26 protein-coding genes are annotated in these 25,730 nt (G+C 63.0%); 17 read left to right on the top strand and 9 right to left on the bottom strand.

All coding sequences use genetic code 11. The features are described from left to right. Positions 1-61: 61 nt before the first annotated feature. Positions 62-1,210 carry an alcohol dehydrogenase catalytic domain-containing protein gene (locus LB543_RS17985; protein WP_411908765.1) on the bottom strand — a complete coding sequence of 383 codons (1,149 nt, stop codon included), beginning with the start codon at positions 1,208-1,210 and terminating at the stop codon, positions 62-64. Between the two features lie 239 nt (positions 1,211-1,449). On the opposite strand from LB543_RS17985, the gene LB543_RS17980 reads away from it, so the two are divergent. Together LB543_RS17980 and LB543_RS17975 are read left to right on the top strand one after the other, a co-directional pair. Beyond that, complete coding sequence (locus tag LB543_RS17980; protein ID WP_224615036.1) at positions 1,450-1,797, top strand: DoxX family protein; 348 nt, start codon at positions 1,450-1,452, stop codon at positions 1,795-1,797. Between the two features lie 59 nt (positions 1,798-1,856). Beyond that, a complete protein-coding gene (locus tag LB543_RS17975) occupies positions 1,857-2,477 on the top strand; it encodes a TetR/AcrR family transcriptional regulator (protein ID WP_224615013.1) in 621 nt (206 codons plus the stop codon). Here LB543_RS17975 and LB543_RS17970 read toward each other — a convergent pair. The 5 genes from LB543_RS17970 to LB543_RS17950 all read right to left on the bottom strand — a co-directional run bounded on the left by LB543_RS17970 (position 2,474) and on the right by LB543_RS17950 (position 8,010). After that, positions 2,474-4,072 carry a bifunctional 3-(3-hydroxy-phenyl)propionate/3-hydroxycinnamic acid hydroxylase gene (locus LB543_RS17970; RefSeq protein ID WP_224615012.1) on the bottom strand — a complete coding sequence of 533 codons (1,599 nt, stop codon included), beginning with the start codon at positions 4,070-4,072 and terminating at the stop codon, positions 2,474-2,476. The two genes, LB543_RS17975 and LB543_RS17970, sit on opposite strands and share 4 nt — an antisense overlap. 43 nt (positions 4,073-4,115) lie before the next feature. Beyond that, a complete protein-coding gene (locus LB543_RS17965; protein WP_224615011.1) occupies positions 4,116-5,153 on the bottom strand; it encodes an Ldh family oxidoreductase in 1,038 nt (345 codons plus the stop codon). 30 nt (positions 5,154-5,183) lie between these two features. Beyond that, positions 5,184-6,065 carry an alpha/beta hydrolase gene (locus tag LB543_RS17960; protein WP_224615010.1) on the bottom strand — a complete coding sequence of 294 codons (882 nt, stop codon included), beginning with the start codon at positions 6,063-6,065 and terminating at the stop codon, positions 5,184-5,186. Between the two features lie 100 nt (positions 6,066-6,165). Further along, entirely contained in the window at positions 6,166-7,071 is a 906-nt protein-coding gene (locus tag LB543_RS17955; RefSeq protein WP_224615009.1) for a VOC family protein, read from the bottom strand. 84 nt (positions 7,072-7,155) lie between these two features. Further along, entirely contained in the window at positions 7,156-8,010 is an 855-nt protein-coding gene (locus LB543_RS17950) for a fumarylacetoacetate hydrolase family protein (protein WP_224615008.1), read from the bottom strand. A 279-nt stretch (positions 8,011-8,289) separates the two neighbouring features. Here LB543_RS17950 and LB543_RS17945 point away from each other — a divergent pair, with 279 nt between their 5' ends. Further along, positions 8,290-9,411 carry an alcohol dehydrogenase catalytic domain-containing protein gene (locus tag LB543_RS17945; protein ID WP_224615007.1) on the top strand — a complete coding sequence of 374 codons (1,122 nt, stop codon included), beginning with the start codon at positions 8,290-8,292 and terminating at the stop codon, positions 9,409-9,411. A gap of 62 nt (positions 9,412-9,473) precedes the next feature. After that, the gene (locus LB543_RS17940) at positions 9,474-10,016 is read left to right on the top strand and encodes a cupin domain-containing protein (protein ID WP_224615006.1); all 543 of its coding nucleotides are present in this window, start codon (positions 9,474-9,476) and stop codon (positions 10,014-10,016) included. Positions 10,017-10,100: 84 nt separating this feature from the next. Here the strand turns inward: LB543_RS17940 and LB543_RS17935 are convergent, their stop codons facing one another. Next, a complete protein-coding gene (locus tag LB543_RS17935) occupies positions 10,101-11,051 on the bottom strand; it encodes a LysR family transcriptional regulator (protein WP_224615005.1) in 951 nt (316 codons plus the stop codon). Positions 11,052-11,151: 100 nt separating this feature from the next. Between LB543_RS17935 and LB543_RS17930 the strand changes: the two genes are divergently transcribed. The 12 genes from LB543_RS17930 to LB543_RS17875 all read left to right on the top strand — a co-directional run bounded on the left by LB543_RS17930 (position 11,152) and on the right by LB543_RS17875 (position 22,794). Continuing rightward, complete coding sequence (locus LB543_RS17930; RefSeq protein WP_224615004.1) at positions 11,152-12,327, top strand: cytochrome P450; 1,176 nt, start codon at positions 11,152-11,154, stop codon at positions 12,325-12,327. A 12-nt stretch (positions 12,328-12,339) separates the two neighbouring features. Continuing rightward, positions 12,340-12,657 carry a 2Fe-2S iron-sulfur cluster-binding protein gene (locus LB543_RS17925; RefSeq protein WP_224615003.1) on the top strand — a complete coding sequence of 106 codons (318 nt, stop codon included), beginning with the start codon at positions 12,340-12,342 and terminating at the stop codon, positions 12,655-12,657. 16 nt (positions 12,658-12,673) lie between these two features. Next, complete coding sequence (locus LB543_RS17920; RefSeq protein ID WP_224615002.1) at positions 12,674-13,936, top strand: NAD(P)/FAD-dependent oxidoreductase; 1,263 nt, start codon at positions 12,674-12,676, stop codon at positions 13,934-13,936. Between the two features lie 329 nt (positions 13,937-14,265). Then, the gene (locus LB543_RS17915) at positions 14,266-15,474 is read left to right on the top strand and encodes an amino acid ABC transporter substrate-binding protein (RefSeq protein WP_224615001.1); all 1,209 of its coding nucleotides are present in this window, start codon (positions 14,266-14,268) and stop codon (positions 15,472-15,474) included. A 66-nt stretch (positions 15,475-15,540) separates the two neighbouring features. Further along, entirely contained in the window at positions 15,541-16,407 is an 867-nt protein-coding gene (locus tag LB543_RS17910) for a branched-chain amino acid ABC transporter permease (RefSeq protein ID WP_224615000.1), read from the top strand. Further along, positions 16,407-17,375, top strand: coding sequence for a branched-chain amino acid ABC transporter permease (locus tag LB543_RS17905; RefSeq protein WP_224614999.1), 969 nt, complete (start codon positions 16,407-16,409; stop codon positions 17,373-17,375). The genes LB543_RS17910 and LB543_RS17905 overlap by 1 nt, the downstream gene beginning before the upstream one ends. Further along, on the top strand, positions 17,372-18,103 hold the full coding sequence (locus LB543_RS17900; RefSeq protein ID WP_224614998.1) for an ABC transporter ATP-binding protein: 732 nt from the start codon (positions 17,372-17,374) through the stop codon (positions 18,101-18,103). The genes LB543_RS17905 and LB543_RS17900 overlap by 4 nt, the downstream gene beginning before the upstream one ends. After that, a complete protein-coding gene (locus LB543_RS17895) occupies positions 18,096-18,809 on the top strand; it encodes an ABC transporter ATP-binding protein (protein ID WP_224614997.1) in 714 nt (237 codons plus the stop codon). Before LB543_RS17900 ends, LB543_RS17895 begins: the two co-directional genes overlap by 8 nt. 48 nt (positions 18,810-18,857) lie before the next feature. Then, complete coding sequence (locus LB543_RS17890; RefSeq protein WP_224614996.1) at positions 18,858-19,856, top strand: SRPBCC family protein; 999 nt, start codon at positions 18,858-18,860, stop codon at positions 19,854-19,856. A 69-nt stretch (positions 19,857-19,925) separates the two neighbouring features. Next, positions 19,926-21,053 carry an S-(hydroxymethyl)glutathione dehydrogenase/class III alcohol dehydrogenase gene (locus LB543_RS17885; RefSeq protein WP_224614995.1) on the top strand — a complete coding sequence of 376 codons (1,128 nt, stop codon included), beginning with the start codon at positions 19,926-19,928 and terminating at the stop codon, positions 21,051-21,053. Positions 21,054-21,105: 52 nt separating this feature from the next. Beyond that, entirely contained in the window at positions 21,106-21,948 is an 843-nt protein-coding gene (gene fghA, locus LB543_RS17880; protein ID WP_224614994.1) for an S-formylglutathione hydrolase, read from the top strand. A gap of 111 nt (positions 21,949-22,059) precedes the next feature. After that, positions 22,060-22,794 (top strand): FCD domain-containing protein, encoded by a 735-nt coding sequence (locus LB543_RS17875; RefSeq protein WP_224614993.1) that lies wholly within the window; start codon positions 22,060-22,062, stop codon positions 22,792-22,794. Positions 22,795-22,878: 84 nt separating this feature from the next. Here the strand turns inward: LB543_RS17875 and LB543_RS17870 are convergent, their stop codons facing one another. After that, positions 22,879-23,466 carry a YceI family protein gene (locus LB543_RS17870; protein ID WP_224614992.1) on the bottom strand — a complete coding sequence of 196 codons (588 nt, stop codon included), beginning with the start codon at positions 23,464-23,466 and terminating at the stop codon, positions 22,879-22,881. 46 nt (positions 23,467-23,512) lie between these two features. Beyond that, a complete protein-coding gene (locus tag LB543_RS17865; protein ID WP_224614991.1) occupies positions 23,513-24,376 on the bottom strand; it encodes a hypothetical protein in 864 nt (287 codons plus the stop codon). Positions 24,377-24,643: 267 nt separating this feature from the next. On the opposite strand from LB543_RS17865, the gene LB543_RS17860 reads away from it, so the two are divergent. Continuing rightward, positions 24,644-25,570: an ABC transporter substrate-binding protein gene (locus tag LB543_RS17860; RefSeq protein WP_224614990.1), complete on the top strand. Its 927-nt coding sequence runs from the start codon at positions 24,644-24,646 to the stop codon at positions 25,568-25,570. Positions 25,571-25,730: the final 160 nt, after the last annotated feature.

Raw genomic sequence — 25,730 nt, 5'->3', positions numbered from 1 at the left:
CGCATATCCGCGCGTCCCGCAGGATCAGGTGCCAGCGGCGTGGCCGCGGGCACCGCCGGACCTACGGCTCGAGCACGTAGTTGGTGAAGCCGCCGTCGCCGGAGGCAACGCCGTTGATGGCCTCGTTGATCCGTTCGAGCGGATAGGTGCGTGCCTCCAGCACCGAAAGGTCGATCGTGCCGGAACGAACCATCTCGGCGATCTCCATGCCTTCGGCGGTGGTCAGCCATGCCGAGCCGATCAGCTCCATCGAATTGTCCATCCACCATTTGGTATTGAACAGCATGTCGCTGCCGGTGCCGCCAATGTTGACGATCCGGCCGCCGCGCCTGACGCCCATCATGGCATCCTTCATGGCGTTGACGTCGGCAACCGCGCCAAGGCAATCGAGCATGAAGTTGGCGCCGAGGCCGCCGCTCTGCGCGCGGACCCAATCGGCAACGCTGCCGTCCTGGTTGGAGAATGTCTGGATCCGGTCCGGGGCAAGCCGCTTCAGCCGCTCAAGCAGCGGCTTGCCGCGGGCCACCGCGTAGATCGCCGAGACGCCCATGGCGAGCGCGAAGAGGGTCGCTCCGACACCCAGCGTGCCCGTCGCGCCATTGATGATGAGCGACTTGCCCGCCAGGATGCCGAATTTCTTGAGCGCGGAGTAGGACGTGCCGAGGTAACCCATGCGGGCCGCCTGCGGGAAGGTCATGTTGTCCGGGATCTTGACGATGGCATTCTGGGGGGCGCGCATGAACTGCGCGAAACCGCCTTCCGGATAGCGCTTGTAGATCTCGAGGCTGTTCCTGTTGAAGCCGAAATAACCGTTGAAGGTGAAGTATTCACACTTTGCCTGATGGCCGCTGGCGCAGGCATGGCATGCGCCGCAGGAGCGCAACGGGTTCACATAGACGCGGTCGCCGGGCTTGATCGCCACGACCTGGTCGCCTACCTGGTGCACGACGCCCGCCGGATCGAGGCCGAAGATCGCCGGCTTCATCGGCAGCGGTTGGTGCGGATACCAGGTCTCCCAGTTGTTCAGCACATTGGCCAGATTTGGCACCATGCCGCAGGCCTTGACCTCGACGACCACGTCCGTGCCGGACGCCACCGGTCTGGCGACCTCTTCCACACGCATTGGCTCATTCACGGCATGCAGCCGCGCCGCCCGCATCATCGTCATTCCAACGTCCTCCCAATCTTCTGCTTCAAGGAGATGCCTCATTGACATTCCTTGTAGACTACAGATACCGTACAGTATCTGGATTGGGTGACGCAAGAGCCGATTTCCAATTGTGTCGGCAATTGCGGGACGCTCAAGCGAAAGGCCATGCCGGCGGTTGCCCGGCGGGTGCGACGCGCGGACTCCTTGGTCCGCGCAATGGCACTCGCGCCGTCCGGGAGGCCAGGACGAGAAGAGACCCCGGGTGTTCGCCCGGCTTTATGGAGGAACCTGTGCCGGAAATGACGTTTGTGCCGATCGACCTGATGCGCATCCTGTGCGGTGTCTGGTTTCTTCCGCATCTGATCGGCAAGATCAGGAACTTCGAGAAGGCGACGCAGACCTTCGAGAAGGCCGGATTGAAGCCCGGCAAGCTGTTTATTGTCGTCACCCTAGCGCTGGAGCTGCTGGCGACGATCGGACTGGTGTTCAACATCTATCCGCGTCTTGCTGCGGCTTGTGCGGTCGCCGTGTTGTTGGGGGCTACCTATGCGGTGGTGCGCATAAACGGGCTCCGCTGGCGCTGGCAGCTGATGGGTCCGGAGTATCCGATTTTCTGGGCGCTTGCCTGCATTGTTTCGGCGCTCTAACCTTCGGCCGATTCGGGATACCGAAAGTATCCGGATGCATGACCTTGGAAGGACCAAAGATGGCGCGACTGACGCGCGAGCAGAGTCAGGCTCTGACACGCGAGAAGCTTCTCATGTCGGCGAGTGAGGTCGTGGCGCGCGACGGATATTCCGGCGCGACCATCGAACGTATAGCCGAGGAAGCCGGATATTCGAAGGGCGCCTTCTACTCGAACTTCGAAAACAAGGAAGAGATATTCCTGCAATTGCTGGAGCTTCACGCCGGTGGTGATGTGGTTGAACTCACCAAACTGCTCGATGGTGTGGATGACCCGGAAAAGATCATCGACGCGATGTGCAACTGGGCCAACCAGCGTGCGAAGGACAAGCGCTGGGGAACGCTGGCCATCGACCTGCTGCGGATTGCCCGTCGGGACAACACGCTGGAAGACAGGCATCTGCGCTTGTTCAGGGATCAGTGGGTGGGGCTGGGAAAGCTCTTGTCCGGGAAGCTTTTTCCCTATGGTGGATCCGACATCGAACCGCTCTATGTCGGTGGCGTCGTCCTCGAGTTGATCTATGGCGGCCTGTCGAGCTTCATGAAGGACGACTCGCCGGGGGAAATGGTGAGGGCCACGCTCACGTCGATGCATGAGGCCCATCTCTATCGGCATGCGAAGCGGCCGGCCGCCCGCGCCTAAGCCACCGCGTCAGCGCCTAGCGTCGCCGGCGCTGCTGCACCCAGCATGACCTGCAACAGATCGACCAGCAATTCGGCCTCGCGAGCATCGCCAGCCAGGCCGAAGACCACACGGTCGGGCCGGACCAGGACGGCGCGCGCGCCTCTCAACCTGAGCCACTCCGCAAGCACACGGTCTTCTTCCACCAGAAACGACGGATAGGACCGCTCCTGCGCGATATGGTGGACGGCAATTCCCGCCCGCCGCGATTTGTCGAGCAGAGTGGGTGAGGGGTCCATGTCGCCGGCGATCAGGATCTGAAAGCCGGGCGGCAAGGAATCATCGAGCCGCATGCGGCCGGAAGGTCCCACGATCCACGGCTGCGGACAGGGTTCGCCGACACCTGTTCCAGGTCGGCCGTCGAAGCTAGGAGCGATCAGCCCATGACGGATCGGCGGAAACAGGTTCTGCCGGACATGGATACCCTGGCCGGCGCGCACCGCTTCCAGCATTTCGGTGTCGCGAGCGCTGGCTTTTGCCGGATCGAGCTCGCAGATGACCTTTCCGAGCCGTTTGGTGATTTCGATGACTTCGCGCACGAGCGGTTTGCGCTCGGCCTCGTAGCTGTCGAGCAGACGCTCCGATCCGCCGCCGATCACATGGATGAGCTTCCAGGCAAGATTGGCCGCGTCCTTTATTCCTTGCACCATTCCCTGCGCCAGAAACGGCGGTGTCATGTGACAAGCATCGCCGGCCAGGAAAACACTGCCCACCCGCCACTGCTCGGCGACGAGAGCGTGGAAATTGTAGGTCGCCGGGCGCCAGAGCCTTGCCTGGTCCGGCCGCAACCAGGGTGAAAGCAGCTCCCAGATCCGCTCCGGCCGGTTGATCTCCGCCGGATCTTCGCCGGGCAGGATCATGAATTCCCAGCGTCGCAGCCGGCCCGGCCCGCAAACATAGGTGTGGGGGCGCGCGGGATTGCAGAATTGGATATTGGTCTCCGGCAACGATGCGTTCGGGTCCTCCAGCATCATGTCGATGACCAACCAGGGTTCGTCGAAGTCGAGGTCCTCCAGCGCAATGCCAAGCCCTCGCCGGATGAAGCTGTTGGCGCCGTCGCAAGCGACGACGTAGCGCGGGGTGCGCTGTGTCTGTTCGCCGATTTTCTTGTCGCGAAGCGTCAGCACCGGCCTTTCGGGTCTGTCGAGCCCGACAAGTTCTGTTTCCGTGCGCAGCGTCAGGTTGGGGAACCGCGCGGCATTGGCGCGCAACGCCCGTTCAAGCTCAGGCTGAAGGAAAGTCAGATAGGGCGGCCATGCGAGCGGGTAAGGTTCGGCGGGGGATTCGAACCGACGCAACAATGCGCCATTGGCCGATCTGTATTCAGAAGGGCGGTAAGACCCCGTCGCCGTCGCAACGGCATCGGCCGCGCCGATGTTCTGGAAGATGCGCATCACCTCATGGTCCATGCCGATCGCGCGAGGCAGCGCATAAACGTCCTCGGCGGCGTCGATGCCTTCCACCTGGACACCGCCGGCCGCGAGGAGATTGCAAAGCGTGATACCGACCGGGCCGAGCCCGATCACGACAACGTCCGCTTCAACCTGTGTTTTCACCTGATCCTCCCGTCGCTCCGGCCAGTCGTCGGCCTTCACGGCATCAATTGAGGAAAGCCGGCACGGCGAGCCCCAGCCGCATGGCAGCCTCTTTGAGGTTCTTCGCCGTGCCGTTCGCCAGTGGGATGCCGTTGGCAAGGCGTGCGCGCTCGGTCTCAAAGCCGCGTTCGCCTGGCAGTCGCACGCCATCGGCGCCCGCCACAGGATCGAGCTTGTGAATAGCGGCCGCGAGATCCTCCACCGCCAAGAGGAAGGCGGCCTTATCGCCGAAGGCCGCCGGGTCGATGGCGAGCGCAAGGCCGTTGAAGCCGCCCTTCGCCTCGCCGCTCAGGAACGGCGCGATGACGGCGTTACCCACCAGCAGGCTCGACAGGATCTCGATCATCAGCGACAGCCCCGATCCCTTCGGTCCGGCCATCGGCAGGATGGCCGCCACTGCATGCGGATCGCTTGTCTCGGCGCCATTGGCATCGATCGCCCAACCCAGCGGGATCGGATTGCCCGTATCCTTCGCCGCCATGATCTTGCCGAGCGCGACGGCGGCCGTGGACATGTCGAGCACGATCGGATCAGTCCCATCGGCTTGCGGTACGGCGATCGACAGCGGATTGGTCGAAAGCGCCTCGCCCTTGGCGCCGAAATAGCTCATCAACGGCCTCGAGGCGGTCATGACAATGCCGATCAGGCCGCGGCGCGCGAGATGGGCGGTGAAATAGCCGATCGCGCCCGCATGAGAGATGGCGCGGGCGCCGCACCAGCCGATCCCGAAGGCCTGCGCCAGCTCGCCCGCCTTGCCGGCCGCATGCTGCATAGCGACGGCGCCGGGCGCCTTGCCGTAGTCGAAGACGCAGGTCGCGCCGAATTCCCGCACCGCTTTCGGCTGCTGGCCGGGGCGCACGACGCCGGTCTCGATCATCTCGACATAGCGCGGCACTCTGAGAACGCCGTGCGAATCCGCGCCGCGCAGGTTGGCCCACACCAGCAAGTCTGCGGTCTGGGCTGCCTCGTGCGGCGTATAGCCGGCGGCTGCGAGCAGCGCGCTCGTGAAGTCGATGAGTTCGGCCTTCTGGGCAACGGGCATCTGGATGTCTCCTGGTCTGGCCGTTTGACCTCAGGCTGCGGGCGTTGCCGGGAAGAATTTGTCGAGCCAGCCCTTGATCATCATCTTGGTGCGCGGCGCGTCTTCCGGCGCCAGCGGGAAGTGGGCGGTGCCGCTGATCAGCATTAGCTCCGACGGCTGTCCCGCCTTCTCGAACAGGCGGATCGACTGCTCGGTTGGCGTGATGATGTCGTCGGCGGTGTGGAAGAACAGGGCCGGTCGGGGCGCGATGTTGGCCACGACATCCTCGGCCCGAAAATTCATCATGCTCCATGCCGTCTCTGTCGGGATTTCCATGATCGCCTTGGGCGACAGGTTCTTGCGCAGCTTCTCCGGGATCGGCACGGCATCGAAGCGTGAGATCCACAGGCTCTCGCCAGTCTGCCGCTTATGCTCGCGCCCCTTCTCCAGCAGGCCCGTGAAACGTTCCCAGGCCTCGGGCGTCGGGTGCTGGCCACGGAACTTGCGCTCGCCGTGTCCCCAGCCGCATGAGGAGATGACGCAAGCGACCCGTTCGTCGACGCCGGCGGTGTAGACCGAGACGGCGGCGCCGAAGCTATGGCCGGTGATGCCGATGCGTTTGGCGTCGATCTCGGGCCGGCTGGCAAGGAAGGTGAGCGCGTTCTTGGCGTCGGCAACCTGATCGAAGCAGCGTACCTGTGCGCGTTCGCCCTCGCTTTCACCGCAGCAGCGGAAATCGAAGCGCAGCGCGGCGTAGCCGAACTTTTCCATCATCTCCGCCTGGATCTGGGCGTGCGACTCGTCCTTGGAGCCAACAAAACCGTGGCAGACGATGAAGGCCGGCAGCCTCTCTCCAGGACGGTGGGTATCCGGAATGTGGAGGACCGCCGAAAGCTTCAGGCCGTCCGATTGGAATGTCAGTCTTTCCTGCATAGCGATCTCCTGTGGGCAGCGACGCGCTCAAGCGGAAGCTGCTTCGACTTGGCCTGCTCGTTCGATATGAAAGCGCGGCGAGGCGGCCGCGCCTCGCCAGTCAATCGATCCTGGCGAACGGGGAATGATGCTCACGCCATTCCTGCGGGGCGGGGGATCCCCAGACATTCATCTGGCGCACGTTTCCCGGCCGCTCCAGATTGGTGATGACGTTGGGGACGAAGTGCGCGTCGTCGGCGACCGTATGCATGGCGCCGGAGCACTCGACCATCGCGCCGCTGGCATCCAGATAGTAGGCGTAGGTGTTGTCGCCGGGGCGGTGGCGGCCCGGCCCCCACATCACCTGGCGATCAAAGCCGTCGAGAATGTCGCCAAGCCGGCAGTAGTCACTGAAATGGTTGAACTCGAACGAGTAATGATGAAGCCCGACCGGGCCCTTCACCAGGCCGAGAATGTGGTGCTGGCGGTTGCCGCCATGCATCCAGCTGAGTGCCTCATTCACCATCCGCTCGGTGAGCTGCATGCCGCAGATCTCGGTGAGTTGCCGCCTGGTAGCGACGGGGTCCGGCGTGACCAGGTTGATATGATCGATCCGTCGCGGCTTGATGCCGTTGGTGGGGTAGCGCGGATTGTACATGTCGTCGCGCGCCGGCGTGTGGACCTCGAAGCGCAGCCCCTCGGGCGTGGCGAAGGTGACGCCGGCACCGCAGCAGGAGAGGCTGGGCTCGCGCGATAGTATTCGGCAACCGGCGCCGTCGACGCGCGAGGCGGCCTCGACGACCGCCTCGACGGTCAGGGCCTCGAGCCCGATGGTATGGCAGGAATTCTCATCGGCCTGGACAAGCACGAGCTCGGCCATGCGGCCATTCGAGCTCAGCCACGTCTCCTCTGGCGTCTGCCTGGTGACCCGCAGACCGAGAATTTCCGTCGAGTCATGGATCATCGGCCCGACGTCGCGGACATTCAGTTTGATGTGGCCGACCCCAAACACCAGGTGCATCAGCATTCTCCTCTCCCGGCGCAACACCGCCCCTGGCCACTCTCTTAGATCAATCGGCGAGCTGGCGCAAGGATTTTCGAAATTACTAAATTATTGCGAAATATCGGAATGCGCCTGAGGATCGGCAGCGACCATGTTCCGCAGCGTTCCGATGCCCTGGATATCGATCTCGACCGTATCGCCCGGGAACAGGAACTCCGGCGGATTGCGGCTGGCGCCGAAGCCGGAGGGTGTGCCGGTGACGATGACGTCACCGGGATCCAGCGGAGCAAAGGTCGAGATGTAGGAGACGAGCCAGGGCACATCGAAGATCATCTGGTCGAGCGGGACCTGCTGCTTCACCACGCCATTGACCCGGCTCTCAAGCCTCAGCCGCTTCGGATCCGGGATCTCGCGCGTGCAGACCATCCAGGGGCCGAAAGCGCCGCTGTGATAGAAGTTCTTGCCCGGCGTGAACTGGCTCGAATGCTTCTGCCAGTCGCGCACACTGCCCTCGTTGAAGCAGGCATAGCCGGCGACATGGCTCATCGCCTCGGCTCGCGTCACTCTGTGCGCGCGACAGCCGATAACCACCGCTAACTCCCCCTCGAAATCAAGCTTGTCCGACACATCAGGCTTCAGGATGGCGCCGCCATCCCCGGTCTGCGCCTCGGCATGGCGCATGAACAGGAGCGGATATCGTGGCGCAGCCTTGCCCTCCTCGTGAAAATTATTGGCGATGCAGAAGATCTTGCCCGAATTGGGAATTGGAGGAAGCAGGCTGACATCGGCGAGTCGCACGGCCTTGAGATCGCCTTCGGGCGGAGTGAGGTCGGGAAAGCGATCTGCCAGATAGGCTCTGAGATCCTGCGGCGCGCCGGCGACGGTATCGAGTCGCAGGATGCTGTCGCCATCAATGATCCCGTAGCCGGGACGCGAGCCGTCAATGAAGGAAGCGAATTTCATTTGAACCTCCAGACATAAACGTCATAGAATGAATTTTCGAAAATAAACAACCCGGGCGAGCCAAGGCTTTTTGGCAAACCAGCCGAGGATTTGCGGCCAAAGTAGAGGGGTTTAGGCCTCGCGCCTCCCATCAAGTGTCCGCTATCACGATGAGTTTACGAAAAATAATTGATATTTCGAAAAAAGTGTGCGAGCTACTGTTTCGGACCTCGGGAGGAGGCCCGCCGGTGTGCCGATCGCATTCGGCCGCGCTGGCTGGAGTGAAAGGGAGATATTCACGTGACAGCAATTCCGGCGACGATGAAGGCCGCGCGCATGCATGAGGTGGGCGGGCAACTGAAGATCGAGGATGTGGCGGTTCCGCAGCTCGGTTCGATGGATGTGCTCGTGCGGGTTCGCTCCTGCGGCATCGTGCCGAACCTCGCCAACATCCTGGCCATGTGGCCGACCTGGTTCCCGCATATGCCGCAGCCGCCGCTGCCGGCTATCTTCGGACTGGATCCGGCCGGAGAGATCGCGGCCGTCGGCAGCCAGGTCCACAATCTCAAGGCTGGGGACCGCGTCTACGTCAATCCGGGCCGCTCCTGCGGCACCTGTCGGCATTGCCGCCGCGGCGACACGATCGCCTGCCGCCACTATGCCTTCCAGGGCTATTTCGGTTTCAGCTACGAGGCGGTGCAGACATTCGGGGATTATCCCGTCGGCGGCATCTCTGAATACATGGCAGCACCCGCCTCGGCGATCGTGGCGCTCCCCGACAATATGGCCTTCGACCAGGCCGCCCGCCTGGGTTACATGGGCACCGGCTACTCGGCCCTGAAGAAGGCGCGGGTCGGCCCCGGCGACACGCTCCTGGTCAACGGCATTTCCGGCACGCTCGGCATCTCCATCGCCGTTTTCGGCCCGGTCTTCGGCGTGAAGAAGATTCTCGGCACCGGCCGCGACCGCAAACTGCTCAAGGAAATCGAGGCGCTGGCGCCCGGCATCATCGAAACGCATTCGCTGGATGACGGCTTGCCTGATGAATGGGCGCGCTCGAAGACGGTCGATGGCGAAGGGGTCGATGCCTTCATCGACTGCAACGGGCCAGGCGCGCCGCACGAACCTTTCCTGGCGGGGCTCAAGGCCTTGCGCCGCGGCGGCGTGGCCGTCGACATCGGCGCCGTCATGGGCGCGATTCCCATCGACGTGCACATGATGATGGACCGCAACCAGCGCCTCATCGGGTCGGCATGGCTGACCACCGCCGAAGGCCAGGAGATGGCCGACCTCGTCGGGAATGGCAGGGTCAGCTTCGATCTTCTCGAAACGCAGGCCACGCCGATCGAGAAGGTTAACGAGGCGATCTCCGGCATTGCCCAGCGCCATGGCGGTTTCTCGAATTTTGTCATCCATCCGTAATTGCGTACGTTATAGTACTCTGATACCGAATGGTATTTATAATTCGTCTGGGAGGACTGCAAATGAACATCCGCCGCGTCGTGACCGGCAAGAACGCCGAAGGCAGGTCCGTATTCATCAGCGACGGCGCCTCGCCGCGTGAGATGGCGCTCCAGCACACGCCCGGTTTCGTCTCCTCGCCGCAGTGGAAGATCGATTCAACGCCGGACTTGGCTAAGGCGGGTGGCGCCGATCCGATGGCCAGCGAGGGAACCATGCTCGCTTCGGTTGGCGGTTCCGTCTTCTGGATGATCACCTTCCCGCCGGATAGCGTGATGATATCGGGCGACTGGAAGCCGGAACTGGCGGGCCCGGAGCACCTCAAGGCCGCGCCCGGGATCGCCGAGCGCTTCGAGATGGAAAATCCCGGCATGCACCAGACACCCACCGTCGACTATGTCACCGTCGTCAAGGGCAGGCTCGTGCTGGAGCTCGACGACGGCAAGTCCGTCGAACTCAAGCAGGGGGATACCGTGGTGCAGCAGGGCGCACGTCATGCCTGGCGCAATCCCTTCCCGGATCCGGTGACGATCTCGGTCGTCATGCTCGGCGCAAGGACGCAGTAGAACGCCAGCCGGCGCGGCTGGGGCGTTTCGCCGGGGGGCCTGTTCGCCGGTGCCGCGTCTTGCGCCGCGTTGCCTGCCCGTTCGTCAGGCAGGCTTGCGCGTGTCCTTTTTTGGGCTGCGCAAATCCTCGTCGCCGAGATTCTTCTCGGCGACCTCGGCCAGGATCTGGCGGGCCCAGCGGTGCAGGCCCGAATGATGGGTGCGCTCCGTCCAGTACATGTCGATCTGGATGAAGACGTCCATCGGAAAGGGCCGCAGCGCCAGCCGGTCCGACAGGCGGCTGGCGAGCCTGAACGGGATCGTCGCCACCAGTTCCGAACCCGGTATCAGCCGTTCCAGTATGTCGTGGCTGGAGACGGTGACGTCGGGCTCCAGCTCGATCCCTTTTGCGCGCAGCGCGGCGAAATAGAGCGCCTCCCAGCGCCCGTTATGGGTGACCGCGACATGCCGCGAGGCGCAGTAGCGCTCAAGCGTCAATGCGCCGCGCGCCAACTCGTGCGCCTGATCCATGACGCAGGCATAGTGATCCGAAAACATCTTCCTGCGATAGTAGATGTCACCCAGGATCGAGACCGGTCCAAGCACGATGTCGCAGGTGTTCTCCTTCAGCTGCTGCTTGCCGTCGACAGCGGACTCGAAAATGTGAAGGGCAGCGTTCGGCGCCTCCCTCTGCGCCCGCCGCAGGAAATCCGGAATGAGGAACATCCGCTCGTGATGATTGCACGACACAGTCACCGTTCCTTCGGCCGTGGCGGGATCAAACCCTGACGGCGAGGAAATAGCCGCCATCTGTTCGAGGATGGCGCGTGCCTGCTGGGCGAGTTGGTCGCCCTTGTCGGTCGCCACGATCGCGTTGCCCTGGCGCACGAACAGCGGATCGTTGAAGGCCTTTCTGAGCCGTTTGATGGCGTAGCTGATGGTGGATTGGTTGACGCCCAGAAGCTCCGAGGCGTCGGAGAAGGAGGCCCGGTCCTGGACAGCGACAAGCGCCTGCAGGGCGGCGAGGTCTATTCGGGAAAGATCGTCGGACAGCACGGCTGATCCTCCATGCAATTTTTCGATGACCTCTATCTATCCCATCGCATTGCTGAATACACTAGGGTTTCTTAAATCGTCTCTCGCAAGGGAGGAACCGATGGCCGAAGCCGTGAAAGTGGTCGACGACGTTACGTTCGAAGACCTACTTGCCAATCCATATCCAGTCTTCAAACGCGTCCGTGATCTCGGGCCTGTGGTCAAGGTCGAGGCGGCCAACATCATGATGGTGACCCGCTTCGACGACATCATGGCCATTGAACGCGATCCCGAGACATTCTCCTCGGTCAATCCTCAATCGCTGCTGAACACGGTCATCGGGCCGAACCTGATGCGCAAGGACGGCGAGGACCACGCCCGCGAGAGGGCGGCGATCGATCCGAGCCTGCGCCCCGGCGTCGTCAAGCGGTGCTGGGCCGAGCCCATGCAGGCCATCTGCACCGACGTCATCTCGCAGATCGAGCACAAGGGCGAGGCCGAACTGTTCGAGGACCTGGCTGCACCCATCGCGGCACGCGCGCTCTGCGACATACTGGGTATCGAAGGGGTCGACTGGCCGACCATGGTGTTGTGGTCGCAGTCGCTGATCGACGGCTCCGGCAACTATTCGCACAACCCCGACATCGCCCGCAAGGCAAAGGAAGCGGCCAAGGGAGTGGAGAGCGCCGTCGACAGGATGCTCCCCCATCATCGCGACAATCCGAATGCCTCCGTGCTGTCGTCGATGCTTCAGGCCGGTCAGACGGTCGAGCAGATTTATGCCAACATCAAGGTCGCCATCGGCGGCGGCCTGAACGAACCGCGCGACTCGATCCTGACCTTGATCCTTGGCCTGCTGCAGAACCCCGACCAGCTGGCGCGCGTTCGTGCCGAGCCATCTCTTTGGGGGCAGGCGTTCGAGGAAGCGGTGCGCTGGATCTCGCCGATCGGCATGTATCCGCGTCGCCTGACCCGCGATGTCGAGATTTCGGGAACGTTGGTCCGCGAGGGCGAGCAGGTGGGCCTGTGCGTGGGTGCTGCCAACCATGATGACCGCCGTTTCAGCGATCCCGAAAGGTTCGATGTCTTTCGCGAGAAGAAGTCGCATCTGGCTTTCGGCGCCGGCTCGCATTTCTGCGCCGGCACATGGGTGTCGCGGGCACTGGTCAGCCAGATCGCGATGCCGATGGTGTTCGAGCGTCTGCGCAACCTGAGGCTCAAGGCCCCCGAGCTCGTCCGCGTCAGAGGCTGGGTGTTTCGCGGCCCGACCCACATGCCCGTTGTCTGGGACGCCTGAAGGAGAGTTTTCATGCCGACGATCAGATTTCTTCTCGCTGACGGCGAGGAACTTGCCGTCGAGGCCCGCAATGGCCGCACATTGATGGAAACCGCGCTTGAAAACAGCGTTCCGGGCATCATCGCCGAATGCAACGGCTCAGCCGCTTGCGCCACATGCCATGTCGTCCTGCCTGACCAGATCATCTCGGCGCTCGGACCGATCAGCGAGCATGAAAACGACATGCTCGACTTTGCCGAAGCGCCGCGCCAAGCCGGCAGCCGGCTGAGCTGCCAGATCAAGGTCAGCGACGTGCTCGACAACATCGCCGTCCGCATTCCCTCGGCGTGATCGCAGGTTCGTCGACATGTATCGTGATGCCGATCATCCCGCCAACGCCAGCCCAGGCAGCGACAGCACCGTCGTGATCGTCGGCGCCGGACAGGCCGGCCTTTCAGCCGCCGAGAAATTGCGGGCGAACGGCTTCGCCGGTTCGCTCGTCCTGATCGGCGAGGAGCCCCATCCTCCCTACCAGCGACCACCGCTCTCCAAGGACTATCTCCTGGGTGAACTCGAGCGGGACCGCCTGAAACTGAAGCCAGAGGACTGGTACGCCAAACACCAGATCACGCTCAGGCTCGGAACCGGGGTCGTTGCCATCGACCGGGCGCCGCGGAGCCTGCGTTTCGCCGACGGCGGCACGCTTGCCTACGATCGTCTCGTGCTGGCGACCGGGTCGAGGGCGCGCACGCTGCCTGACGCCGTCTCGCGGGGGCTGGCAGGCATCTTCACGATCCGCAGCCTGGCCGACATCGATCGACTGCGTGAGGTCTTCGACAAGGGCGGCAGGCTGCTGGTCATCGGAGGCGGCTATATCGGCCTCGAGATCGCCGCCGTCGCGCGCGGGCACGGCATGGCGGTGAATGTGGTTGAAGCCGCCGATCGGCTTCTTGCGCGGGTAGCCTCGGCGGAGACCGCCACTGCCGTGGAAGCGCTTCACCGTTCAAGGGGCGTGTCGTTTCATCTGGGCACCGGGGTCAGCGAGCTCCTCGGCCCGGACCGTGTCACTGGGGCCCGGCTCGGAGATGGGACCGTCATTGCGGCCGACATCGTGGTCGCCGGCATTGGAGGTTTGCCCGAAACGGCACTGGCAGGCGAGGCCGGCCTTGCCATCGAAAACGGTGTCGCCGTTGATTCCCACGGCCGCACCGACGACCCCTACATCTGGGCCGCCGGCGACTGCGCCAATTTCTCCCTGCCTGAAGGCGGACTGCGCATGGAGAGTGTCGGCAACGCCATCGACAGCGCAGACCTGGTCGCCCGCAACATCATGGGTGCGCGCCAGCCCTACAAGCCGAAGCCCTGGTTCTGGTCGGATCAATTCGATCTCAAGCTGCAGATTGCCGGCCTCTCCAGGCCCGGCGATATGGTAGTGGTCCGGCAGGGGCAGGGGGCGGGGCGATCGCACTGGTATTTCCGCGAGAACCGGCTCGTGGCCGTCGACGGACTGAATGCGCCGCGCGACTACCTCGTTGGAAAGCGCCTGCTCGCCGCCGCGGTCAGCCCCGACCCCGCTCAACTGTTGGATCCGGCCGTAGCTTTGGAGACCCTTGCCAGAAGCCCCGCCTGAGGCGCGGGCCTGCAGAGCAGCATGTGTAGGGCGCTATGCGTCCAGCAGACATTGATATTGACATTCCTGTTGGTATTCGCATACCATAAAGTATCTAAATGATGCAGAAGTTGCTGCGAGGCGAAGCGGGCAGGGATTTGCGGGCCTCGTCTTGCAAAAAAATCGTCAACATGCAGAAATAACGAAAATACGCATATTTACGAAATTGCTCAGCCGTCGGAGGAAAGAGGACCTGGGCAATGTCACATGGGATCGGCCGTTCCACTCGGTCCTCGCAAGAGCGAGGCGGGCGGAGCGTCCAGAGCAACCACAACCCGGGAGGACTTTCGATGTTGCGACGCAGTTTCAACGTGCTCATGCTTTCGGCTGGGCTGGCACTCGCCAGTCTCAGTGCCGCCATCGCGGAAGAACCGATCAGGATCGGTGTCAGCGCCTCCAAGACCGGGCCGCTTTCGGGTGGAGCAGCAGGCGTCCTCTGGCCGAACATCAAGCTGTGGGTCGACAAGGTGAACAAGGCCGGCGGCCTCAAGGTTGGTGACCGGAAGCGGCCGATCGAGATCGTCGAGTATGACGACAAGTCGACACCGGAAGAGGCGGTCAAGAACATCCAGCGCCTCGCCACCCAGGACAAGGTCGACCTGATCATTCCGCCCTATTCGACGGGCCTCAACCTGGCGACCGCTCCGCTGATCGCCAAATATGGCTACCCGCAGATCGTCTCGACGGGCAACGCCAACGATCTCGACAAGTTCGTCAAGCGCTGGCCGAACACCTTCTGGCTGCTCGGTCCCGCGCAGGGCATCGCCGACGGTATCGTCGGCACGCTCAAGGACCTGCACGACGCCGGCAAGATCGGCAACAAGGTTGCCGTCGTCAACGTCTCCGATGCCTTCGGCCTCGAGATGATAAAGACCGGCAAGCCGGCGCTCAAGCAGGCCGGCTTCGACATCGTCTACGAATCCTCCTATCCGCTCGGCAACCAGGACCTCGCCCCGGTGATCGCCGGCGCCAAGGCGGCGAACGCCGATGCCTTCATCGCCTATTCCTACCCGCCCGACAGCTTTGCGCTGACCGAGCAGGCTCAGCTGCAGAAGTTCGACCCCAAGGCGTTCTTCGTCAGCGTCGGCGGCAATCTCGACGCCTATGGCAAGCGCTTCGGCGCCGCCGCCAACGGCATCCTGATCATGGGTGGCGTCAATGCCAGCGACCCGGTGTTCCAGGCCTATCGCAAGGAGCACCTGCAGGCGACCGGCCAGGAAGCCGACTGGTGGGCGAGCCCTGTCGCCTATGCCAGCCTGGAAATCCTGCAGCAGGCTGTCGAGCGGGTCGGCAGCCTCGACAAGAAGGCGCTCAACAAGGAAATTCAGACCGGCACCTTCAAGACCGTCATCGGCGACGTCCACTTCGAAGACAACATCAACAACAACAACTGGACCGTCGGCCAGTGGAGCGATGGCGTCGTCCACGGCGTAAGGGCGACCGGCAACCTCCAGGGCGCTCAACCGCCAGTGCTCAAGCCGGCCTGGCCGACGAACTGAAAAATCCTCCCGCCGGGGGTGGCGTCGTCTTGACGCCGGGTCCGGCACCACGAGCACGGACGTCCAATGCAGATCCTCTTAACTGGCCTGCTCCTTGGGGGCACCTACACGCTCATCGCGCTCGGGCTTACGCTCCAGTATGGCGTTGCGCGCATCATGAACCTTGCCAATGGCGAGACGCTCGTCGCCGCGTGCTTCGTCACCTTCTGGCTCTATACCGGGCTTGGCATCAATCCGCTGCTTGGCCTGCTGGTGATCGGGCCCGGCGCTTTCGTCGTCAACTGGCTGATCTATGCCTGGCTGATGCAGCCGCTGGTGAAGCGGGCCAAGAACCGCGGCATGCTCGAGGTCGATTCCATCCTCGCGACCTTCGGGCTGCTGTTCCTGTTCCAGGGCCTGATGCTTCTGGTCTTCGGCGGTGACTACTTCAATTACGAATTCCTCGCCCAGCCCTTCACGATCATGGGCAATTCCTTCGGCCTGAACCGGGTCGTCGCCTTTGTCGCGGCCGCCGTGATTGCCGTGGCGCTCTATGTCTTCCTCTATCGCACTGACCGCGGCACCGCGGTTCGCGCGGTCGCCGTCGATCCGCGCGCCGCGAGGCTGGTGGCGATCGATGTGCGCAAGACCGCCGCTTTCGCCTTTGCGCTGGGCGGATCGATCACCGCCTGCGCCGGCACGCTGCTCTCTACTTTCTACACCTTCAACACCTCGATGGGCGTGGTCTTCACCATGAAGGCGCTGATCATCGTCATCATGGGCGGCGTGGGCGACATTCGCGGCGCCGTTCTTGCCGCTCTTGTCCTGGGCATGACCGAAACCGCCGTGGCCAGCCTCCTCGATCCGGGACTGACGCTTGCCGCCAACTACGCCCTCTTCATCCTCGTCTTGCTGTTCCGGCCGCAGGGCATCTTCGGAAAGCGGCCGGCCTGATGAACATCCCGCGCAACGAATTCCTCGCCCTCGGCGCCGGCCTCGCCGGCGCCGCCGTGCTCGCCCTTCTGCCATTGGTGACGGAAGGTTTCTGGCTCTCCATCGGTGTCAACATCATGCTCTATGCCGTCATGTGCACGGCATGGGCGCTGTTTTCAGGCCCCACCCATCTGGTCTCGCTCGCCAGCGCTGCCTTCTTCGGTGTCGGCACCTATGCCGTCGCGATCTTCATCGACGTCCTGCCTTTCCCCGTGCTGATCGTCATTGCGATCGCTGCCGGCGCCGTGCTGGCCCTGCTGGTCGGCCTGGCGACCTTGCGGCTCTCGGGCGTCTACTTCGTGATCTTCACCCTCGGCCTCGCCGAGCTCATCGGCCAGATCGTCACATGGGTGCAGACCAATTTCGGCGGCGCAATCGGGCTCTATGTCTTCACCGACTTCACCGAAGCGCATCTCTACTGGATGCTGCTCGCGCTGACGGTGGTCGTGTTCATCACCGGCTGGCTCGTCAACCGGTCAAGGTTGGGCCTGGCGCTCCGCATCATCGGCAATGACGAGGCGGTGGCGCGCCATGTCGGCGTCAACACCGCGCGCGCCAGGATCATCCTGTTCGCGATCTCGGGGTCCTTCATCGCCGTTGCCGGCGCGATCATGGCACCCCGCTACTCCTACATCACGCCGGACGCCGCCTTCAATCCAATGACATCCTTCATGGTCGTCATCATGCCGATGCTCGGCGGCACGCGACGCCTCTGGGGGCCGCTGGTCGGTGTCGTCCCTTTCACCCTGATCATGGACTTCATATCCAGCAACTTTCCAAACCAGACGGCGGTGATCGTCGGCATCGCCTTTCTGACGATCGTCTATGTGCTTCCCGACGGCGTCACAGGCTGGCTCGAGACGATGTTTCATCGCCGCCGCTCCACCGAAAACGGCCTGTTGGGAAAGACGGCGGAGGAGGTCAGATGAGCGTTCCGCTGCTGAGCATAGAACATGCGCGCAAGACCTTCGGCGGCCTCGTCGCGGTCAACGACGTGAGCTTCGAGGTCGGCCAGGGTGAACTGCTCGGGCTGATCGGTCCGAACGGTTCGGGCAAGACCACAATGCTCAACCTGATATCGGGCGCGCTGTCGCCGACATCGGGAAGCATCCGTCTGTCGGGTCAGCCGATCGGCGGCCTCCCGGTGCACAAGATAGCCCGGATCGGTGTCGCCCGGACCTTCCAGCTGGTGCGCGTGCTGCCGTCGATGAGCGCGGTGGAGAACGTCGTCGCCGGCGCCGTCTTTGGGCGCAACAGGCTCTGGGGCGGGGAGGCTCGCTCGCTCGCCTATGAGCTTCTGGCGCGAGTGGGGCTGAAGGGGCGCGAGGAACAGCCCGTCACGGCGATGACCTATATCGATCAGAAGCGGATCGAACTCGCGCGTGCCCTTGCCGGCAATCCGCATGTGCTGCTGCTCGACGAATGGCTCGCCGGCCTCAATCCGAGCGAGCTCAGGATCGGCATCGACCTGATCCGCGAAATCAGCGCTCAGGGCCGGACGATCATCATGGTCGAGCACGTGATGGATGCCATCCGCTCGCTCTGTGGGCGCTGTGTCGTGATGAGTTCCGGCGTCAAGATCGCCGACGGCACCTCGACCGATGTCCTGGCCGATCCGGAGGTGGTGCGCGCCTATCTGGGAGACGACGATGCTTGAGGTCTCAAATCTTGGCGTCCGCTACGGCCGCCACGTCGCGCTCGAAGGCGTTTCCACGCATGTTTCGAAGGGTGAAATCTGCGTCATCCTCGGCGCCAACGGCGCCGGGAAGTCGAGCCTGCTCGCAGCCATCGCAGGGCTGGTAGGGACGGAGCCCGGCACCAGGATCGTCATGAATGGCAAGGATGTCACGAAAGTGGAAGCCCACCTCATGGTCGAGGAAGGGGTGGCTCTGGTGCCCGAGGGCCGCGGTATCTTCGGCGAGCTCACCGTGGCGGAAAACCTGCGGCTTGGAAGCCATGCCAGGCGAGCAAAGGCTGATGCCGGCAGGATGATCGATTTCGTCTACGGCTTGTTTCCGCGCCTGGCCGAGCGCCGCGGCCAGCTGGCGCAGACCATGTCCGGCGGCGAGCAGCAGATGGTCGCGATCGGCAGGGCGCTGATGTCGAAGCCGGAAATCCTGATGCTCGATGAACCATCGCTTGGGCTTTCGCCGCTGCTGTCCAAGGATCTCTTCAAATCGTTGGCTACGATCGCCGCCGAAGGCTTCGGCATCCTGCTCGTCGAGCAGAACGCTCGGCTCAGCCTCAAGACCGCGGCGCGCGGCTACCTGATCGAGACGGGCAGGATAACTGGGGAAGATACGGCGCCCAATCTGCTCAGCGACCCGAAGGTCATGAGTGCCTATCTCGGCGCCGCCCATTAACGGCGTCCGCGACGCCAGCCACAAACTGCCCAGGAAAGAGGATGTCCCATGCGCCTGCTTGAAACCGAGATCGTCATCGATGCGCCGCCGCAGACGGTGTGGGCCGTGCTGGATGACATCGAGCGTTATCCGGAATGGAACCCGGCTCTGCCTGCACTGCACGGGCGCACGACGGTCGGACAAAAGGTCACGGGTACGCTGCGGCAGCCAAACGTTCCCGAGCGCGAGGTCACGCCGACCATCACCCGGATCGTTGGAGCGCGAGAGCTGCGCTGGCTGAGCCAGGCGCCGGGCGATGTGTTCAGCGCCGAGCATATCTTCATTCTGGAACCGAACGGAGATGGCGGCACGCGGGTGCGCCACAACGAGATCTTCGACGGGCCGATGGCCGACGAGCGCTGGCCCAGCATCGATACCAATCTGCGCACGGCCTATCACGGCCTGAACCACGCGCTAAAGGCGAGGGCTGAGGCCTTGCGCGACGGGACTGCCGCCTTGCATCCTGCCGTTGGGCGTGCCGTGTCGGCGTCGCCGTCCGGGACATTCACGGCGCGTTGCCGATGCGCCAGCGAGCCGGTGGAAATCGAGGTCAACCAGGCCGTGGCGCATAACCACCTGTGCGGCTGTTCGAAATGCTGGAAGCCGGCTGGTGCCGCCTTCGCCCAGATCGCCGTCGTGCCAGCGGGCAGCGTTTCTGTCGTTGCGCAGCGCGACAAGCTCGAGGCGGTGGACGCAACACAGAAGATCGAGCGCCAGCGCTGCAAATCCTGCGGGGTCCATATGGTCGGCACGGTGTCGGATCCGGATCACCATTTCTACGGCCTCGAATTCGTGCATCCGGAACGGGCAACCGACGGATTTCAGCCGAAGATCGAATTCGCGGCCTTCGTGTCCTCCCTGGTCGAGACGGGGACGCCGGCGACCGGCATGGCAGGCGTGCGCGCCGCACTCGGCCAGGCAGCGATCCCTGCCTATGACGCATTTTCGCCGGAGCTTATGGACATCATCGCCTGGCACAAGGTGAAGCTCGCGAAGGCGGACGCCTAGCAGACATCGCACCGCAAGCCTTGGATATGCCCTGCCATCGGCGGGCCATCGAGATTGGAGAACGCAAGAATGAAAACCCGCGCCGCTGTCGCTGTCGCCGCAGGAAAGCCGCTGGAGATCATGGAGGTCGACCTCGACGGGCCGCGCGAGGGCGAGGTGCTGGTCGAGATCAAGGCGACCGGCATTTGCCACACCGACGAATTCACTTTGTCGGGCGCCGATCCCGAAGGCCTGTTCCCGGCGATCCTCGGCCATGAGGGCGCGGGTGTCGTCGTAGACGTCGGCAAGGGCGTCTCGTCGGTCAAGAAGGGCGACCATGTCATTCCGCTTTACACGCCGGAATGCCGGCAGTGCCCATCGTGCCTGTCACGCAAGACCAATCTGTGCACCGCCATCCGCGCCACGCAGGGCCAGGGCCTGATGCCCGATGGATCGTCACGCTTCTCGATCGGCAAGGACAAGATCTTCCACTATATGGGCTGCTCGACCTTTTCGAACTTCACCGTGCTGCCCGAGATCGCGCTCGCCAAGGTCAATCCGGACGCGCCCTTCGACAAGATCTGTTACATCGGCTGCGGCGTTACCACCGGCATCGGCGCCGTCATCAACACCGCCAAGGTGGAGATCGGTGCAACGGCCGTCGTCTTCGGTCTCGGCGGCATCGGCCTCAACGTCATTCAGGGGTTGCGCCTTGCCGGCGCCGACATGATCATCGGCGTCGACTTGAACAACGACAAGAAGGCCTGGGGCGAGAAATTCGGCATGACGCATTTCGTCAATCCGAAGGAGATCGATGGCGATATCGTCCCTTACCTCGTCAACATGACCAAGCGCGGCGCCGACCAGATCGGCGGCGCCGACTACACTTTCGACTGCACCGGCAACACCAAGGTGATGCGCGAGGCGCTGGAGGCCTCGCACCGCGGCTGGGGCAAGTCGGTCATCATCGGCGTCGCCGGCGCCGGCCAGGAGATCTCGACGCGGCCGTTCCAGCTGGTCACCGGGCGCACCTGGATGGGCACCGCCTTCGGCGGCGCGCGCGGCCGCACCGACGTGCCGAAAATTGTCGACTGGTACATGGACGGCAAGATCGAGATCGACCCGATGATCACCCACACGCTGAAGCTCGAGGACATCAACAAGGGTTTTGACCTCATGCATGAGGGCAAGTCGATAAGGAGCGTCGTTGTCTATTGAGGAAATCCATGTCCAGGTGCGGGGCATCGGACCTTTCCATAAGGTTGGATTGATGAAGACCATCTCCGCATCGTCGGCATTCGGCGGGAAGCAGACAGTGCATGTCCATGCCTCTGCAGCCTGCGCCTGCGACATGACCTTTGCGGTGTTCGTCCCGCCACAGGCCGCTGTGCGTCCTTGCCCGGTGCTGTGGTACCTGTCGGGACTGACCTGCACCCATCAGAATGTGATGGACAAGGGTGAGTATCGGCGTTTGGCCGCTGAACTCGGCCTGATAGTGGTCTGCCCGGACACATCGCCCCGCGGCGACGACGTTCCCGACGAGCCTGACAACTGGCAGTTCGGCAAGGGTGCGGGCTTCTATATCGACGCCACGCAGGCGCCCTATGATCGGCACTACAACATGTATTCCTACGTCACCGAGGAACTGCCGGCGCTTATCGATCTCAACTTCCCCGCCGACATGAACCGTCAGGGCATTTTCGGCCACTCCATGGGAGGCCACGGCGCACTGACGATTGCGCTTAAGGATCCCGGCCGATTCCGAAGCTGCACGGCGTTCGCTCCGATAGTGCGGCCATCGACCGCCGGCTGGTCGCGTCCGGCAGTCGAAAAGTATCTCGGCGGCGACGAGGCGGCATGGCGTGGGCATGACGCCTGCGCGCTCATCGAGGACGGCGCGCGCTTCCCGGAGTTCCTCGTCGACCAGGGTACGGCCGACGGGTTTCTGGAGGAGGGACTGCGGCCGTGGCTGTTTCAGGAGGCGTGCGAGCGGGCGGGCATAAGGCTCACCCTGCGCATGCAGGAGGGCTATGACCACTCCTATTTCTTCATATCGACCTTCATGGACGACCACCTGCGCTGGCATGCCGAAAGGCTGTCGGACCATGGCTGAGGATCTCTGTTTTGCCGCTGGACGCTGATTGTCCTAGGTCTCAGAGCGACCAAGTTTGATTATTTCGAAAATCCGCATTAATCTCCGTTATTTCGAAGCGGAGTCACATGCATGGGCAATACCCTCAAGCCCGCCGGAGAGACCCGTGCCGCGGATGTGCTGGCGCGCATGCGCGCAGACATCATCAGTTGCACCCTCAAGCCGGGTGCCAAGCTGCGATTCGAAGCGCTGCGGGAGATGTATGAGGTAAGCTTCTCCACATTGCGCGAAGCGCTCTCGCGGCTGGTGGCGGAGGGCTTGGTCGTCGCGGAGGGGCAACGTGGCTTTCTGGTCGCGCCGGTCTCGCTCTTCGACCTCAACGACCTGACCGATGTTCGCGCCCTCATCGAGCGGCAGTGCATCAAGCTGGCGATCGAGCGTGGCGACGATCGTTGGGAGGGGGACATCATCGCCACCTTCCACCGTATGGATCGCCTGCAGAGCCGGCTTGGCACCAGCTACTATCTCTCCGATGATTGGGGCGCATTGCACGGCGCGTTCCATCTTTCGCTGGTTGCGGCATGCGGCTCGCCGAACCTGCTCGAAATCCGACAGAAGCTCTTCGAGCGTGCCCATCGCTACCGCAGGATGTCCTCGCAGTTTCGCCCTCAGTGGCGCGCTAAGGATGTCGAGCACAAGATGATCATGGATCGGGTCATTGCCCGCGACACGGCCGCGGCACAGGATCTGGTCGAGCGGCATATCCGCGAGACGACAGAGAACGTCATCGCCCATGCCAGCCATCTTTTCGCTCAAGGAGGCACGGGCGCGGCCATCGGGCGTACAGAGTCCGTGGCGGCTGAATAGGCTCGGCAAGTTTTCGCTTCTAGCCTGACCTCGGGTCAAAATGTCCGGCAGGCGACAAGCCTGCCGGACAGGCTACTGCGGGAACTACGAGCGAGCACGCCCTTCAACCTGAATGAGCAGGCTCACCTCGTCGCCGATCATTCCGAGCGCGGCCTTCATGCCGAAGTCGCTGCGCTTGATCGAAGTCCGCGCACTGAAGCCAACGACATGGCTCTTGTCCCATGGGTTTTGGCCTTCCTTGTTGAAGGTTACGTCCAGGGTGACAGGCTTCGTGACGCCCGCGATCGTGAGATCGCCCTTGATTGTGCCGGATTTGGCGTCGGCAGCCTTGAATTCTCGTCCGACAAAGGTGATCTGCGGGAACTCGGTTGCGTTGAACCAATCCGCGCCTTGGATGTCGCTATCTCGCTGGACATTGTTGGTTGAGATGCCGGCAACTTTCACCGAAACCTCGAGATTGCTTTCGGTCGGGCGGGCGGCGTCGAACGCGAAGGAGCCCGAGAATTCCTTCGCGATACCGATAACCTGCGAGAAGCCGAGGTGATCGATGAAGAAAGCGATGCCCGAATGCACAGGATCGATCTCGAACGTTCCGGCCGCCGCCGTTTCGGCGGCCGGCGGCAGCCAGGCGATCGTGGTGGCAAGCAAGGCGATGCGCAGAAGTTTCGACATGGTGTAATCTCCTCCCAGTTGATGGTTGCGACAGTCTTTTCCCGGGTCATACCGGGAAGCTCGAGCCGTACCGCGTGATCACGGTCAACAGGGATGCGCCCACAGGCAGCAGGCACATCCCGACGAATGCGGCGACACGAACGACTTTGTTCCTGGCGCGGATCCGGCGCAGAACCGGATCGACGACAAAGGGCGTAACGAAGACCAGCGTGAGCACAGCCAGCGCCAGCATGTCGGTCTTGCGCGTGATGAGCGTGACGGTCTGCGCGACCGCGATCATGCCGCCGGCGCCGCCAAGCAGGGACGCCGATCGGAATCGGAAATCAGGATTGGAGATATTGGCGACGACGATGGCCGCGATGGCTGCTGCAAAAAGCAGGCTGAGCTGGAAGCTCGAGGACGATGCTCCCAATAGCGCGATCGGGGCGAATCCGACGGATGCGATGGCGAGCAGGGCAGCGCGTCTTGTGCTGGATTCGTCCCCGGCATGGCCTGTTCCACCGGAAAGGCCATACATCACCAGCAGGCCCCACAGCGCAGCCGTTGCTACTTCCGGGAGCGCATCGGGAAGTCTGGCCGCTCCAATATATGCCGCAGACCCGATCGGCTGGGCAAAGATGAGCGCGCGCCCAAGACCGCCACGGCCGATGGCGTCGGCCAGGATACCGAGCGCCGTTCCGATCGCGGCAACAAAGAAGATCTTGTTGACCGCGCCTATTGGCGGGAAAGACGGCACCTTGTTGTAGACGAGCCAGTAGGCGACAAGGAAAAAGGCTGGCACCAGCAGGTCCGTCCAAATCCGGTCGAACCGGAACCAGCGCAGCAGCCCAGCTGCGACGAGCGCCAGCAAACCCGTCACAACCATGCCCAGGATCAGCGCTTCCTGCGGTGATCGCGCAAGGCTGCTCATGTCAGCTGTCCCGCGACAATTCGAGCTGCCAGTCGCGGATGTCGGCGACACTCATGACGGGGTGCATGCGTTCTCCCTTTCCGCTTGATGTGCCATCAGCCGATTCCTCTCCGATATGTTGACATACCGATTATTTTTCAGATACTAGTTGGTATTCGAAAAAATGACGCCTGTCAATGTGATCGCATCAGGGTGTCAGTCGGAACCGCCCTCTCGCCAACAGAGAGTTGGCTGAGCCGGAAATTTCACGGGAGGGAGGATATCGTCATGACCGATCTGGAATCTGCCGGCCTTGCCGAACTGCGGCTCGCGGGCGGCGCGCAAGGGTTCAACTGGCTTCCGGTCTTCGTTGCCGACGAACAGGGCCTTTTCGAAAAGCATGGCGTCCGGATCGCCTACAAGCGCATGGGCAGCGTCGAAAAGGCCACCGCGGCAGTGCTCGAGGGCGAAGCGGACCTCGCGATCACACCGCCGGAAGGCGCTGTCGTCGACTTCGTCAAGGGAGGAGAGCTGCGTATTGTGGCGGCGAACGCCGTGCGCCTGCCGATGTCCCTTGTGGCGCGGCCAGATATCAAATCCCTCGCCGAGCTGAGGGGCAAGAAGGTCGGCACGTCCTCGCTGACGGAGGGGACCGCGATCTACACGCAGATCATGCTGGCTGCGGAAGGACTGCACTATCCCGGCGACTACGAGTTCGCCTTGGCGGGCATTCATACCAGACGGTGGGAGGCGCTGCAGAGTGGCGAAATCGACTGCGCACCGCAGCCCGCGCCATGGAACTTCCTCGCTGAGGACAAAGGGTACAATCTGCTCGGTGAAGTCTGTCTCGCGATTCCGGAAATTGTCTTCACCGCCATCATCGGAAAGGCCTCATGGCTGAGCGTGAACCAGGACGTCGTGATTCGCTTCCTGAAGGCCCTGATGGCGGCCCATATGATAACGAATGACCCGGCCAACCAAGCCATCACCCTGCCTATCTTTCAGCGCATCACCACGCCCGACAGCGCATCCCTGGCGCAGCGGGGGCTGGACTATATGCTCGGTATGGGCATGTGGCCGGAAGGCCTTGCCGTGCCAGCAAGGGCGCTGAAGACGACCATCGACCTGATGGTCCGGGCCAATTTGCTCGACGGCTCAAAGCGTGGCGCCGCTGAAGGCGTTTTCGACATGCGTTTTCTGGAGAATGCCGCCTGATCGCCGGCCCCCGTTCAATCCCGACTTCCCTTTCACCCCGCAGACGCGTGCTTCAACAAGGTGTCGGTTAGGGTTCAGCGTTTATACGGGCGCCGCCGCAAGGGGCAAGGCCCTCATGCATTCGACGTTCGGTAGGCGATTGCAGCTTGCCGTTAGGAGC

The organism is Mesorhizobium sp. ESP7-2, from assembly GCF_020164715.1.
Taxonomy (GTDB): domain Bacteria; phylum Pseudomonadota; class Alphaproteobacteria; order Rhizobiales; family Rhizobiaceae; genus Mesorhizobium.
The sequence above is the reverse complement of the archived record's forward strand: the minus strand, read 5'-3'. Positions and strand labels throughout refer to the sequence as shown.

Coding starts and splice junctions, on each gene's coding strand:
- LB543_RS17955 (WP_224615009.1), bottom strand. CDS start 7,071: ATGCTGATGCACCTGGTGTTTGGGGTCGGCCACATCAAACTGAATGTC.
- LB543_RS17900 (WP_224614998.1), top strand. CDS start 17,372: ATGAGCGTTCCGCTGCTGAGCATAGAACATGCGCGCAAGACCTTCGGC.
- LB543_RS17915 (WP_224615001.1), top strand. CDS start 14,266: ATGTTGCGACGCAGTTTCAACGTGCTCATGCTTTCGGCTGGGCTGGCA.
- LB543_RS17950 (WP_224615008.1), bottom strand. CDS start 8,010: ATGAAATTCGCTTCCTTCATTGACGGCTCGCGTCCCGGCTACGGGATC.
- LB543_RS17890 (WP_224614996.1), top strand. CDS start 18,858: ATGCGCCTGCTTGAAACCGAGATCGTCATCGATGCGCCGCCGCAGACG.
- LB543_RS17870 (WP_224614992.1), bottom strand. CDS start 23,466: ATGTCGAAACTTCTGCGCATCGCCTTGCTTGCCACCACGATCGCCTGG.
- LB543_RS17985 (WP_411908765.1), bottom strand. CDS start 1,210: ATGAGGCATCTCCTTGAAGCAGAAGATTGGGAGGACGTTGGAATGACG.
- LB543_RS17875 (WP_224614993.1), top strand. CDS start 22,060: ATGGGCAATACCCTCAAGCCCGCCGGAGAGACCCGTGCCGCGGATGTG.
- LB543_RS17925 (WP_224615003.1), top strand. CDS start 12,340: ATGCCGACGATCAGATTTCTTCTCGCTGACGGCGAGGAACTTGCCGTC.
- LB543_RS17975 (WP_224615013.1), top strand. CDS start 1,857: ATGGCGCGACTGACGCGCGAGCAGAGTCAGGCTCTGACACGCGAGAAG.
- LB543_RS17940 (WP_224615006.1), top strand. CDS start 9,474: ATGAACATCCGCCGCGTCGTGACCGGCAAGAACGCCGAAGGCAGGTCC.
- fghA (WP_224614994.1), top strand. CDS start 21,106: ATGAAGACCATCTCCGCATCGTCGGCATTCGGCGGGAAGCAGACAGTG.
- LB543_RS17860 (WP_224614990.1), top strand. CDS start 24,644: ATGACCGATCTGGAATCTGCCGGCCTTGCCGAACTGCGGCTCGCGGGC.
- LB543_RS17885 (WP_224614995.1), top strand. CDS start 19,926: ATGAAAACCCGCGCCGCTGTCGCTGTCGCCGCAGGAAAGCCGCTGGAG.
- LB543_RS17920 (WP_224615002.1), top strand. CDS start 12,674: ATGTATCGTGATGCCGATCATCCCGCCAACGCCAGCCCAGGCAGCGAC.
- LB543_RS17905 (WP_224614999.1), top strand. CDS start 16,407: ATGAACATCCCGCGCAACGAATTCCTCGCCCTCGGCGCCGGCCTCGCC.
- LB543_RS17910 (WP_224615000.1), top strand. CDS start 15,541: ATGCAGATCCTCTTAACTGGCCTGCTCCTTGGGGGCACCTACACGCTC.
- LB543_RS17980 (WP_224615036.1), top strand. CDS start 1,450: ATGACGTTTGTGCCGATCGACCTGATGCGCATCCTGTGCGGTGTCTGG.
- LB543_RS17865 (WP_224614991.1), bottom strand. CDS start 24,376: ATGAGCAGCCTTGCGCGATCACCGCAGGAAGCGCTGATCCTGGGCATG.
- LB543_RS17895 (WP_224614997.1), top strand. CDS start 18,096: ATGCTTGAGGTCTCAAATCTTGGCGTCCGCTACGGCCGCCACGTCGCG.
- LB543_RS17930 (WP_224615004.1), top strand. CDS start 11,152: ATGGCCGAAGCCGTGAAAGTGGTCGACGACGTTACGTTCGAAGACCTA.
- LB543_RS17960 (WP_224615010.1), bottom strand. CDS start 6,065: ATGCAGGAAAGACTGACATTCCAATCGGACGGCCTGAAGCTTTCGGCG.
- LB543_RS17965 (WP_224615011.1), bottom strand. CDS start 5,153: ATGCCCGTTGCCCAGAAGGCCGAACTCATCGACTTCACGAGCGCGCTG.